Source organism: Altererythrobacter sp., assembly GCF_050299635.1.
GTDB lineage: Bacteria > Pseudomonadota > Alphaproteobacteria > Sphingomonadales > Sphingomonadaceae > Erythrobacter.
The window spans coordinates 96,837-109,015 of record NZ_JBNKWF010000003.1 but is presented as its reverse complement, the minus strand read 5'-3'; the positions used below and the strand labels follow the sequence as shown (position 1 = coordinate 109,015).

The window sequence follows — 12,179 nt, the reverse complement described above, 5'->3', positions numbered from 1 at the left end:
CAGCGGGGATTAGGCGAGCGGGAGTCACCGTGCAACCTTCAATCAATCTAACCTATTTGGCACTTTTCTATTGACATCGTAACGCTGTTTAGGTACATAACAGGAACATCGCGATAGTGTGATTCGCCAGCAGGGCGGCCCATTCTCCGACAGACGGGGATCGGCCGCCCTTTTGCGTTTCGCGCTCCACGCGCAGCAAGGAATCCAGCCCATGCCGCAATCCCGCAACAAGCGAACCAAGATCAAACGGCAACTCAAGACCGGCGAGAAAGACGGATTGAACCGCCATTGGCGCGGCTTGTTTCTCGATTGCCTCGCCGAAACCTCCAATGTGAGCGAAGCCGCCAAGCGCGCGGGCATCAATCCCAGCCGCGCCTACAAGGTACGCCGCGAAGAGGAGGATTTCGCTCGCCAGTGGCACGCCGCGCTGGTCGAGGGATACCAGCATCTCGAGCTGGAGCTGCTCGCCCGTCTACGCGCTGGCGAGCCGAAAGACGGCCCCAAACATGACAATGGCGCGGCGCTGCGACTGCTCGCCTTGCATCGCGATACGATGGCGCAGGAACACGCTCAGCGACGCAACATGGACGCGGCCAGGGCCCGCGCAATCATCGACGCCAAGCTGGAGGAACTTCGCCAGCGCGTGCTCGCCAAGCGCGAAGCGGAAGGACAGACGATCCAGTGACGGAACCCGAAGCGCCGGGCGAGGTCGGCTATGATTTCATGGGTGAAGTCGATGCGGTAGCGCGCGCACCAGCGATCGCCGACATGCCACGAGACGAGGCACAACTCGCGGCAGTCCACTGGAGCGAATATTTCCGGGTTCACGCCCACGATGGGCAGATCCCGCCCCAGGGCGATTGGCAGGTGTGGATGGTGATGGGCGGGCGCGGCTTCGGCAAGACTCGCGCCGGGGCCGAATGGACCCGCCAGATCGCCGAAAGCGACGGCTTCGCACGCATTGCACTGGTCGGCGCATCGCTTGGCGAAGCGCGCAGTGTGATGGTCGAAGGCGAAAGCGGGCTGATTGCCTGCTCCCCGCCCGATCAACGCCCGATCTTCGAGCCTTCGCTCCACCGGCTGCGCTGGCCGAACGGAGCACAGGCATTTCTCTATTCGGCGGCCGAGCCGGAAAGCCTGCGAGGCCCTCAACATAGCCATGCCTGGTGCGACGAGCTGGGCAAGTGGCCCCAGGCCCATGAGCGGGCCACGCGATGCTGGGACAACCTCCTGCTCGGGCTGAGGCTGGGCAAGGATCAGCGGATCGTCGCCACCACCACGCCGCGCAACACCGCGTTGATGCGACGCCTGATGTCCAACCCGGCGACCGTGGTGACCGGTGGTGCATCGCGGGCCAATGCCGCCAATTTGCCGGACAGCTTCCTCACCGCAATGGCGCGGGAGTTCGGCGACACACTGCTTGCCAGGCAGGAACTGGGCGGCGAACTGATCGAGGAGATCGAAGGCGCGTTATGGAGCCGGACCTTGCTCGAGCGCTGCCGCGTGGCGCTCGCTCCACCGCTTGTCCGGGTGGTGGTCGGGGTCGACCCGCCTGCCTCCACTCACGGCGATGCCTGCGGGATCGTGGTTTGCGGACTGGCAGAGGACGGAAGCGGATGCGTGCTGGCCGATTGTTCGATTGAGCGCGCAAGCCCCGAAGGCTGGGCGCGCGCGGTCGCTACCGCAGCCGGAAACTGGCAGGCCGACCGCGTGATTGCCGAGGCCAATCAGGGCGGCGCGATGGTCGAAAGCGTGCTGCGCGCCGCAGACTATTCGATGCCGGTCACGCTAGTGCACGCCAGCCGCGGCAAGGCAGCAAGAGCAGAGCCGGTCGCGGCGCTCTACGAAGCCGGGCGTGTGCGCCATGCGGGCATGTTCCCGAAGCTGGAGGACCAGCTTTGCGGAATGATGGCCGGCGGTGGCTACGAAGGGCCGGGCCGCTCGCCCGATCGCGCCGATGCGCTGGTCTGGGCGCTGAGTGAGTTGATGCTCCATCGCCGCGCCACCCCGCGCGTCACGAATATTTGATCCATATAGAGGAGTTTCCATGTCCTTCCTCACAACGCTCGCTTCCGCCTTCAAGGGCGGGGGCGAAAGCCGCGTGCCGCTTGCGCGCGGTTTCGTCTCTCCCTGGGCGCTGGCCTTCGATCAATCGGGCGGCAGCAGGCCGTTCGATTATGGCGAAGCGATCCGCAGCGGCTTCCTCGCCAACCCTATCGCGCAACGCGCCGTCCGCATTGTCGCCGAAAGCATCGGGCGGGCGCCGCTGAGCGTGAGCGACGAGCGGCTCGGCGCATTGGTCAAGGCCACCAGCGCGGGCCAGCCGCTGCTCGAAACGCTGGCCGCGCATCTGCTCCTGCACGGCAATGGCTATGTCCAGCTGGTCAAGGATGGCAGCGGCACCCCGGTCGAGCTGTTCGCCTTGCGGCCCGAACGCGTGAATGTCGTCGCCGGGCCGGATGGCTGGCCCTGCGCCTATGAGTACCGCCTCGCCACGCAGGTCCTGACCATCGGGCTTGAAGACGAGAACGGCTGGCCCGAGCTCATCCATATCAAGGCCATGCACCCGGCAGACGATCACTATGGCGCGGGCACACTCGCCGCGGCCAATCAGGCAATCGCGATCCACAATGCGGCCTCGAACTGGAACCGTTCGCTGCTTGAGAATGCCGCGCGGCCATCGGGCGCGCTGGTTTATGATGCAGGGGACGGGTCCGGCCTTACCGCCGACCAGTTCGAACGATTGAAGTCGGAACTCGCCGCAGCCTTCGCCGGGCAAGGCAATGCCGGGCGGCCGATGCTGCTCGACGGCGGGCTCAAATGGCAGTCGATGGCGCTCAGCCCGGCAGACATGGATTTTGCCGAGCTCAAAAGCGCCGCGGCGCGCGACATCGCGCTCGCCTTCGGCGTACCGCCCATGCTGCTCGGCCTGCCGGGCGACAACACCTATGCCAATTACCGCGAGGCCAACCGCGCGCTGTGGCGGCTGACGCTGCTGCCGCTGGCGGACAAGCTGCTCTCCGCACTGTGTGAAGGGCTGGCCCCGTGGTTCCCCGATGCGCGGCTCTCGGTCGATCTCGATCAGGTCACTGCGCTGTCGGAAGACCGAGAGCGGCTGTGGAAGCAGGTCTCCGAAGCCGAATTCCTCAGCGAAAGCGAAAAGCGGGCCATGCTTGGCCTTGATGCGAAAGGAGCGCGCGCATGAACCGCGAGGAACTGCTTGCCCGGCTGATGGCGCAGGCTGCCAGTGAAGGCGGAGAACTCGTCACGCTACGCGCGATCGTGGAAGAGACGAGCGAACTCACCGCCAATCGCGTTCTGCGCCATTTGGGCCTGTCCGATGCCGATGCGCAGGACGATCTCGACGAGCTGCGCGAACTGCTCGGCGCCTGGCGCGATGCCAAGAAGAGTGCGTGGAAGGCGCTGGTCGACTGGACCGTGCGTGGGCTACTCGCTCTGCTGCTGATCGGCATTGCGGTGAAGCTCGGCGCTGCGGAGCTGCTACGGTGATCCTTCGACAGGCTCAGGACGGGGCCTTGCGCTTCGCCGGATATGCCGCGCTGTTCGACCGGCCCGATGGCGCGCGCGACACGATCCTTCCCGGCGCATTCATCCGTACCCTGGCGGCACGGAGAGAACCGCTGCCGCTCTATTGGCAGCATCGCCCGGATCTCCGGGCAGGCCCAGAAAGAGTTCTTCGTAAACGAAGGACTCGCCATCATGGATGCCTTGCTGCATCCGGTCGTAGAGGGCGTGCAGACGACCCCTCCAAATACCCCCGCCGATGGTGAAATGTGGATCGTGGCAACTCCGGGCCAGGCCGAGTGGACGGGGCAGGACGATAATCTGGCTTTCTTCCATGGGAGCGAATGGCGTTTCATTGTCCCGTATGATGGATTTCGCGCCTATAACCGCAGCCTGGGCAGGATCGACTTGTTCATCGGACAGTGGAGCAGCCTGAATGAACCTCAACCGCCGAGCGGCGGAGTGGTCGTCGACACGGAAGCGCGCGCCTCAATCGCCGAAATCCTCGCCGCGTTGAGTGCAGCAGGAGTTTTTTCCCAGAATTAACGGAACGTTGGTCACTTCTTGCTGTTTAGGTAGATGTTCTGTCCAATTCCTGCTGTCAGGATGCAAATCGAGACCAGATAGAGGCTTATTTGCAACAGTTTGGGCAGAATGTCTGCTTGCCACCGCCAAGTGGAAAAGTTAGAAAGCTGGCGGTGGCTCCAGTTCGCTAAGAAGGGGATTAAAGTAATGCGCAAACTCGTCATAGGAATGGCGATGGCTTCGACGGCGCTTGCGACGCCGGCTCTCGCCCGCGACGACCAGTGGTACGTCGGGGTTGAAGGCGGTGTCATGCTCGTCGAAGATCTTGATGTCGATATCGATCTCAACGGTACAGCTGGTCAGGCTCAACTTGATCACGACACCGGCTATGATTTCGGTGGCACGGTTGGTTACGACTTCGGAGCGTTCCGCCTCGAAGCTGAAGCCAGCTATCGTCAAGCTGACCTCGACTCTGTCAACCTTGGAACAGTAGGCCTGCCTTTGGGAACCGCAGCAAACCGTTTTGGCGGTGGAACTGTTGAGGCCAATGGCAAGACAGATGCGCTGAGCTTCATGCTCAACGGCCTGCTTGACTTTGGCCCCGATGATGGCCTGCAGGGCTTTGTCGGTGGTGGTGTTGGCGTTGCCCGCACCGAGCTTCAGGGCACGATTTTCTCGAACGGCGTCAATGCGTTCGATGATTCGGACACCGGTTTTGCGTGGCAAGCTCTTGCTGGTGTGCGCGCGCCGATTTCCGACAATTGGGACGTTGGTTTGAAGTATCGTTACTTCAACGCGCCCAATGTGAAGATCGTCGACGCTGGCGGTGCTGGTCTTGAAACCGACTTCAAGAGCCACTCGATCCTCGGCACGCTGACCTACAACTTTGGTGGCGAGGCACCCCCTCCGCCGCCTCCGCCGCCGCCGCCGCCTCCGCCGCCTCCACCTCCGCCGCCTCCGCCGCCGCCTCCGCCGCCGGCACCGGTTTGCAACACGGGTCCCTACATCGTGTTCTTCAACTGGGATGAGTCGGACATTACGCCGGAAGCTGCGACGATCCTCGACAATGCCGTCAGCGCTTATGCTGATTGCGGCATGGCGAGCGTCATGCTGGCAGGTCACGCGGACCGTTCGGGTTCGGCAACCTACAATGTGGGCCTGTCGGAACGTCGTAACACTGCAGTGCGCGAGTATCTGGCAGGTCGCGGTGTTCCTGAAGATCGCATCACCAGCGAAGCATTCGGCGAATCGCAACCGCGCGTCCCGACCGCTGACGGTGTTCGCGAACTGCAGAACCGCCGCGTGGAAGTCACTTACGGTCCGGGCTCGGGCATGTAAGGAACTTCGCTCAGCGAAAAATCAGGAGGGGCCGGAGCGATCCGGCCCCTTTTGCGTTGAGCGATAGGATTTTGCTTTGAAGGGGAAATATCGATGCGCGCACTAATGATCGTCAGCCTGGGGGCGGCGACCCTCATAACCGGGTGCGCCGAGGGAAACCCGGAAATGAGCGAAGGCGAGGAACACATGGCCCTTGCCGAAATCGTCGGCCAAGCCGCCCTGATTTCGACAGACGGCGAGGAAGTCGGCACCGCCAGCTTGGCAAAGGAAGGTTCCCGGCTGGAAATCCAACTCGGTCTGGCAGGGCTGGAGCCAGGAACGCATGCACTTCACCTGCACACTACCGGTTTATGCGACGCGCCCGATTTCAAATCAGCAGGCGGACATCTCAATCCTGCAGGCAAGGCCCATGGCAAATTGAGCGAAGGCGGAGCACATTTGGGCGACCTGCCCAACATAGATATTCCCGAAAACGGAAAGATTGCCTTGACCGTCTCGGTTGAAGGTGACGCAGCCGCGAATTTGGCAACCATCTTCGATGCCGACGGGACAGCACTAATGATCCATACCGGCGCGGATGATTACAAGAGCGATCCTGCTGGAGCCGCCGGCCCTCGTATCGCATGTGGTGTCGTGCAGGGCGTGCCGAGCGAGGAAGGCTGACGCGTTCCAGGCTCAGCCAGGTTCGCCAGCCTCTCTTGCGTTTTTCAATGTGTCTTCGATCGCCTTGGGGACCAGCTTGATCGCAGACAGAAGCGCAACGAGCCCGACCGGGACAATGATCAGTGTCGATAGCACTCCCGCGGCAAGGTCGTCCCCATTATTGGCCGAGACATAGCCCGCCATATATGGCCCCAGGGCAAGGCCGAGCAACGTCGTGCCCAGAAAGAATGTGGCGGTGGCTGTCGCACGCATCCGCGGAAGTACAAGCGTTTGCGTCGTTGCAGCGGCAGCGCCAAGAGCCGAAGCCGCCAACATGCCCGCGAAAAAATTGGCGATATAGAAAACGGGCGGACTTGCGGTCGTAAACGCAATCAACATTGCAGGGACTGGTGACAGAAGACCGAACAGTATCACAAAGACCCGGCCGGAGAGCATCCGCTCATGAAGCTTGTCCGCAGCCCAGCCTCCCAGCACGACACCGAGAAAGCCAGCCACAGCGCCTGGTGCGCCGACCAGCCACCCGAGCTCGCTCTTGGGAACGCCAAACACCCGCTCGGCATAGGGCGCAGCCCAATAGGAAGTGGCGTAGGCCATGAAGGATACGCAGGAGTACCCGACAACCGTAACCAGGAATGCCGGAGCTCCCCAAATCAGACGGAACGTCGGCGCATCCCTTCGGCGTAGGGCCGATGCCCAGCAAAACACCGCATAATACCCGATTGCAATGAACAGCCATTGGTCGGCTATCGGCGGAACGGTAACAAATCCCGCCTCCGACTGGGTGATCCATGTCATGGCGATTGCCGCCAATCCAAACAGGACTGCAACCAGAACGTTGATCGCAAACGCCACAGGCCCGCGCTGCGCCGCTCCGACAAATGTAAAAGGCGGAATGACGGTGAAGAGCTCTCGGGTGAACCCGCGAAAGGGCGCCGGATCCTGTCGGCTCTCGATCCCTTCCATCGCACCGCGCTTGGGCTCCCGTAGCGAGAGCACCCAGAGCGCGAGCAACAACCCCGGAAGACCCACGGCTACAAAAGCCGCTTGCCAGCCCGCCAGACCCAGTGGACCACCATTGGGGAAACTCTTGTTCCAGTTCTCGACGATCAATCCGCCGATGAGCAACGAAAGACCTCCACCGATGTAGAGTCCTGAAGAGTAGATGCTCAACGCAGTCGCTCGAAGACGCGGAGGAAAGTAGTCGGAAATCAGCGAGTAGGCAGATGGACTGGCGGTGGCCTCACCCACGCCAACTCCGATCCTCGCGAATGTGATCTGCGTACCATTCTTCGCAAATCCAGATAAGGCAGTCATCATCGACCACAACGCCAACCCGATCGACATCAGGCGAACGCGGTGCCAGCTATCCGCGAGGCGCCCCAAGGGGATTCCGAAAAGCGCGTAAAAGACGGCAAAGGCCGTGCCGTAGAGAAAGCCAAGGTCGGCATCACTCAGATTCAGATCGGCCTTGATGTCATTGGCCAGGATTGAGAGAATCTGACGGTCGACGAAATTGAGAACGTAGATCAAGACCAGTACGCTCAGCGCATACCAACTGTATGACGGGACCGCCTGTTTCTGCTGAGACGTGTCTCCGTCTTGCGGCTCTCTCATTCCTTCTCTCCCCTTTGGCGCGGAGCTAAGCCGCGTAATTCGTGTTGTCGGTTATGTCGGCCTCTGCAAAGCCCTTTCGGCGTAGCCTGCAGGAGTCGCATAATCCGCAAGCCTTCCCGTCCGGTGCCGGATCGTAGCAGGACCAGCTCCAGGCGGGATCGAGACCAAGCCGCGCGCATTCGCGGGCGATATCGGCCTTGGTCATATGCTGGAGCGGCGCATTGATCCGGAATGGTTGCCCTTCGGCTCCGGCCTTCGTCCCCAATCGCGCAGTCTCTGCAAAACTGGCGATGAACTCGGGTCGGCAGTCAGGATATCCCGAATAATCGAGAGCATTGACACCGATGAAGATATCGCGTGCGCCACTCGCTTCGGCAAAGCCCACGGTCAGCGCCAGAAACACGAGGTTTCGCGCCGGGACATAAGTGACGGGAATCTCCTCCCCCACTCCATCCTTCGGCACCTCGATATCATCGGTGAGCGCCGACCCGCCAAAGCGGCGCAAATCGAGCGGTAGCACGACATGGCGGTCCACACCCAGCTTGGCAGCGATTGTCTCGGCCGATTGCAATTCGCGAAGATGCCGTTGGCCATAATCGATCGTCAGCGCATGGATTGCAAAACCCTGCTCACGCGCCAGAGCCGCCGAGACCATTGAATCGAGCCCTCCGGAAAGCAGAACAACTGCCCGCTTCACTGCATCATCCGTTTCGCTGATCATCGGATGGGCTTAGCGCCCCAGCCCAATCTTGCAATCAATGCTTTCGCAGATCGCCGTACGTCACCGCAACCGCGGTCAGTTGCAAACCCCAGTCCGGCGCGCTTCTGCTGTAAACTGGAAGGGCAAGCCATCGGCGATGCCCTGGCTCTCGATCTGAGCAAGCGAATTGTTTTCGCGTCTGATGCTTGTGCGGCCATAGCCATTGCCAGCGCAGGTGTACTGCACAGTCACCTGTGCCTGTCCATCTTCGACTACGAACCGGCTGCAATTGTTTTCCGAGTGCTGGAGCTGGATCAACTCTCGCCCATCTTGCAGGCAGATTTTGCGGCTCGCAGTCCCGTCGCGGAAGCGCACGGTCCACTCGCCCTTCGCCAATGCGTCCAGCATGGCAAGCGATCCAGGTTGAGCGAGCCCTGGCATGGAAACACCAAATGCCGCCACGCCCAGCACCACTGCCAGGCCTGAAAACACTCGTTTGCTCCATCGATTCATACTTAACTCTCCAGGACCTGGATGACCCAGCAGCCTCTAAGTGCTGCCACAATGGCGATAAACCGTCACTGAACGGCGTTCGGCAGGTCAAGCATCCAAACGAAACTCTTTCGAGCAAAATGCGCAGTCAACCACGATCAATCCGTCATCGTTGCGCATAGCGTCGCGTTCATCTTCCGGGAATCGGGCGATAACGCTTTCATAATGCTCGATTGTACAGCGGCAGCCCTTGCTGGTTTCCCGGCCAGGCCAGGCGCGAATTTCATCTTCCCGGCCAAAAAGGCGCCAGACAAGCGCTTCCATCGACAGTCCGCTGTCGACCAGCTCGTCATGGCTGATCGTCGTCGCGAGAGCCGAGACATGTTCCCAATCGGGATGATCGAGCTGAACATGCAACCGTTCGCGTCCTTCCTCGCCATCGGCAAGGTGCTGGACCAGCAGACCGGCAGCGATACAGCCTCCCTCACCGAAACGGACGCCAACCCGCAGAATTGTCGGAACCTGCTCCGACTGCACGAAATAGCGCTCGCAGGCTGCAGCTAGCGAATCGCCTTCGAGCGGAACGATCCCCTGATACCGGCGGCCCTTGGATGTCTCAAAGGTGATCGCAAGATAGCCCTGGCCAAACAGAGCGAACAGCGACGGGTTTGCGCCCAGCTCCGCCAAGCGTGCCTTGTCGAAATCGACATAACCGCGCATTTCCCCCGCACGATAATCGCAAACCAGCAGCCGCACCGGACCGTTTTCGGTCTGCGCCTGCATGGTCATCTGCGCCTCATCGCCCTTGAGCAGCCCACCCATCAGCGCAGCAAGCACAAGCGCCTCTGCCAGAAGCAGGGTGATCGGCGCAGGATAATCATGCGCAGCGAGTATCTCGTCGAGCACATGATCCAGCCGCACGGCCCGCCCTCGCGCGCTGCGCGATGGCAGGGTGAAGCTCAGCAATTGATCGCGATAGATCTCGGCCTGATCAGTCATGGCAAGTCATATGGGTTTGAACGTGGCCAATGATAAGCCCCGCTACACAGCCTTCAACCCAGCAGGCCGAAGCTCCACAAGAGCACTGACTTTTGGGCGTGAATGCGGTTCTCAGCTTCGTCGAAGACGACCGACTGCGCGCTCTCGAAGACATCCTCCGTCACTTCTTCGCCCACATGTGCGGGAAGACAATGCAGGAAGATCGCATCGGGCTTGGCGTTCGCCATCAATGCCGAATTGACCTGATAGGGTGCCATGGCCGCAAGCTTGTTGTTCGTGTGATCCTGGCCCATCGAAACCCAGGTATCGGTCACGATTACATCCGCCCCGGAAGCAGCCTCTTTTGCATCGCGCGTCATGGTGACTTGCGCACCGCCCGCTCGCGCCATCTCCACGAATTCGCCTTCCGGGTCATAGCCTTCGGGCGTCGCAACGCGGACGTTGAACTTCATCAGGCCCGCAGCCTCGAGAATCGAATGCAGAACATTGTTGCCATCCCCGAACCATGCGACTTCGAGGCCCGGCAAGGGTTTGCCATGCTCAATCACAGTGAGCAGGTCGGCCAAGATCTGGCAGGGATGCGAACGATCGGTCAGGCCGTTGATCACCGGCACGTGGGCGTACTGCCCCATCTCCTCGATCTTGGCGTGATCGTCCGTGCGGACCATGATCGCGTCAGCCATGCGGCTGAGCACGCGCGCGGTATCGGCAATCGATTCACCCCGGCCCAGTTGCGACGTGCCCGAATCGAGGATGATCGCGGAACCGCCTAGCTGGCGCATGGCAATATCGAAGCTGACGCGGGTGCGGGTCGAACTCTTCTCGAAAATCATGGCAAGCACGCGACCTGCCAGCGGCGCATCGGCATCAGGTTTACCCTTGGGCCAGCCTGCGCGCGCCGCCTTGCGGTTGATGGCATCGTTGATCATCGCCGCGATGGCATCCCCGCCAGCATCCGACAGGTCGATCAGGTTCCGCACCACTGGTGCAAGATCGAGAGCCTCATCCCCACTCATGAGGCGCCTTCCGGCGAATAACTCGCCGCGCCAGCCGATAGCTTTTCAAAGAACTCGTCCATCTCGGCATCCCCGATCACCAGTGGTGGCAGTACACGCAAGGTGTTGTCTCCAGCTGCCACGGTCAGAAGCTGATGATTGTCGCGCAGGTGGACGAAGAAAGGCCGGCTCTCGACCTTCATCTTGATACCAAGCATCAGGCCCTTGCCCCGGATACACTCGAACAGTTCGGGATAATTGCCGATGAACTGTTCCAACCGGCTGCACAGGCGGTCGCCCTTCTCGCGCACCTCAGACAGAAATTCGTCATTTGCGACGGCTTCCATCACCGCGCTTCCCGCTGCCATGGCGAGCGGATTGCCGCCATACGTTGAGCCGTGAGTGCCGAACACCATGCCCCGCGCAGCCTTTTCAGTGGCAAGGCACGCGCCAAGCGGGAAACCGCCACCGATACCCTTGGCGGTGGCCATGATATCCGGCTCGATGCCGTAATGCTCATGCGCATAGAGCGCGCCGGTGCGGGCAACGCCGCATTGCACCTCGTCCAGCACCAGCATCAGATCATGCTCATCCGCCAGTTCGCGCAGGCCCTTCATGAAACCTTCCGAAGCCGGGCGGATACCGCCTTCGCCCTGGATCGGTTCGACCAGGAAGCCGGCAGTGTGCGGCCCCATCAACGCCTTGGCTGATTCGAGATCGTCAAACTCTGCATATTTGAAACCGGCCAGAAGCGGCGAGAAGCCGTGATGCATCTTTTCCTGATTCGAAGCGCTGATCGTCGCCATCGTGCGCCCGTGGAAGGCGTTGGCGAAGGTGATCAGCTCGAACCGGGTCTCGTCTCCATCATGCTGGTGATAGGCACGCGCTGTCTTGATCGCGCATTCCACGGCTTCCGCACCTGAATTGGTGAAGAAGACCGTATCGGCAAAAGTCTTGTCGACCAGCGTCTGCGCCAGTTTCTCACCCTGCGGGCTGCCATAGAGGTTCGACACATGCATCAGTGTCGCCGCCTGCTCCTGGATGGCCGAGATCAGCCCCTCATGCGAATGGCCCAGCAGATTGACCGCAATCCCGGATGCGAAATCGAGATATCGCGTGCCGTCCTCGTCAATCAGGTGGCAATGATCGCCGCGAACCGGCCGCACTCCACAACGCGGATATACGGGCATCAATGGGGTGATCGACATTTTGGAACCTCTGCTCAAATCAACATGGGAAACGAGAAATGGCGACCCTATGGGCCGCCACTTCGCTCCGTTTAGATTGTCGCCAAAGCCCGGTCAAACCGCCAGGCCTTGCCTTGCTGA

Annotated in this window: 13 protein-coding genes and 1 pseudogene; 8 read left to right on the top strand and 6 right to left on the bottom strand. The window is 61.1% G+C overall.

Annotated features, from left to right (window positions below; genetic code table 11):
- Positions 1-211: 211 nt before the first annotated feature.
- The 8 genes and pseudogenes from ACQY6C_RS02360 (at position 212) to ACQY6C_RS02325 (ending at position 6,051) form a co-directional block, all read left to right on the top strand.
- A complete protein-coding gene (locus tag ACQY6C_RS02360; RefSeq protein ID WP_427964191.1) occupies positions 212-685 on the top strand; it encodes a hypothetical protein in 474 nt (157 codons plus the stop codon).
- A gap of 83 nt (positions 686-768) precedes the next feature.
- Positions 769-2,028 carry a DNA-packaging protein gene (locus ACQY6C_RS02355; RefSeq protein ID WP_427964337.1) on the top strand — a complete coding sequence of 420 codons (1,260 nt, stop codon included), beginning with the start codon at positions 769-771 and terminating at the stop codon, positions 2,026-2,028.
- A gap of 19 nt (positions 2,029-2,047) precedes the next feature.
- Positions 2,048-3,205, top strand: coding sequence for a phage portal protein (locus ACQY6C_RS02350; RefSeq protein WP_427964189.1), 1,158 nt, complete (start codon positions 2,048-2,050; stop codon positions 3,203-3,205).
- Positions 3,202-3,510: a DUF6127 family protein gene (locus ACQY6C_RS02345; RefSeq protein WP_427964187.1), complete on the top strand. Its 309-nt coding sequence runs from the start codon at positions 3,202-3,204 to the stop codon at positions 3,508-3,510. The genes ACQY6C_RS02350 and ACQY6C_RS02345 overlap by 4 nt, the downstream gene beginning before the upstream one ends.
- Positions 3,414-3,611: pseudogene (locus tag ACQY6C_RS02340) on the top strand (hypothetical protein); the annotation flags it as partial. The gene ACQY6C_RS02345 and the pseudogene ACQY6C_RS02340, both read left to right, overlap by 97 nt.
- Positions 3,553-4,071 (top strand): DUF2793 domain-containing protein, encoded by a 519-nt coding sequence (locus ACQY6C_RS02335; RefSeq protein WP_427964185.1) that lies wholly within the window; start codon positions 3,553-3,555, stop codon positions 4,069-4,071. The pseudogene ACQY6C_RS02340 and the gene ACQY6C_RS02335, both read left to right, overlap by 59 nt.
- A gap of 186 nt (positions 4,072-4,257) precedes the next feature.
- Positions 4,258-5,388 (top strand): OmpA family protein, encoded by a 1,131-nt coding sequence (locus tag ACQY6C_RS02330; RefSeq protein WP_427964183.1) that lies wholly within the window; start codon positions 4,258-4,260, stop codon positions 5,386-5,388.
- Positions 5,389-5,481: 93 nt separating this feature from the next.
- A complete protein-coding gene (locus tag ACQY6C_RS02325) occupies positions 5,482-6,051 on the top strand; it encodes a superoxide dismutase family protein (protein ID WP_427964181.1) in 570 nt (189 codons plus the stop codon).
- A 12-nt stretch (positions 6,052-6,063) separates the two neighbouring features.
- Here ACQY6C_RS02325 and ACQY6C_RS02320 read toward each other — a convergent pair whose 3' ends face one another.
- The 6 genes from ACQY6C_RS02320 to ACQY6C_RS02295 form a co-directional block, all read right to left on the bottom strand.
- Entirely contained in the window at positions 6,064-7,665 is a 1,602-nt protein-coding gene (locus ACQY6C_RS02320; protein ID WP_427964179.1) for an MFS transporter, read from the bottom strand.
- A gap of 25 nt (positions 7,666-7,690) precedes the next feature.
- Positions 7,691-8,386, bottom strand: coding sequence for a 7-cyano-7-deazaguanine synthase QueC (gene queC / locus ACQY6C_RS02315; RefSeq protein ID WP_427964177.1), 696 nt, complete (start codon positions 8,384-8,386; stop codon positions 7,691-7,693).
- Positions 8,387-8,461: 75 nt separating this feature from the next.
- Positions 8,462-8,857, bottom strand: coding sequence for a DUF3617 domain-containing protein (locus ACQY6C_RS02310; RefSeq protein ID WP_427964175.1), 396 nt, complete (start codon positions 8,855-8,857; stop codon positions 8,462-8,464).
- Positions 8,858-8,965: 108 nt separating this feature from the next.
- Positions 8,966-9,856: an Hsp33 family molecular chaperone HslO gene (locus ACQY6C_RS02305; protein ID WP_427964174.1), complete on the bottom strand. Its 891-nt coding sequence runs from the start codon at positions 9,854-9,856 to the stop codon at positions 8,966-8,968.
- A 53-nt stretch (positions 9,857-9,909) separates the two neighbouring features.
- A complete protein-coding gene (gene argF / locus ACQY6C_RS02300; RefSeq protein WP_427964172.1) occupies positions 9,910-10,872 on the bottom strand; it encodes an ornithine carbamoyltransferase in 963 nt (320 codons plus the stop codon).
- Positions 10,869-12,059 carry an aspartate aminotransferase family protein gene (locus ACQY6C_RS02295; protein WP_427964170.1) on the bottom strand — a complete coding sequence of 397 codons (1,191 nt, stop codon included), beginning with the start codon at positions 12,057-12,059 and terminating at the stop codon, positions 10,869-10,871. Before ACQY6C_RS02295 ends, argF begins: the two co-directional genes overlap by 4 nt.
- Between the last annotated feature and the right edge of the window lie 120 nt (positions 12,060-12,179).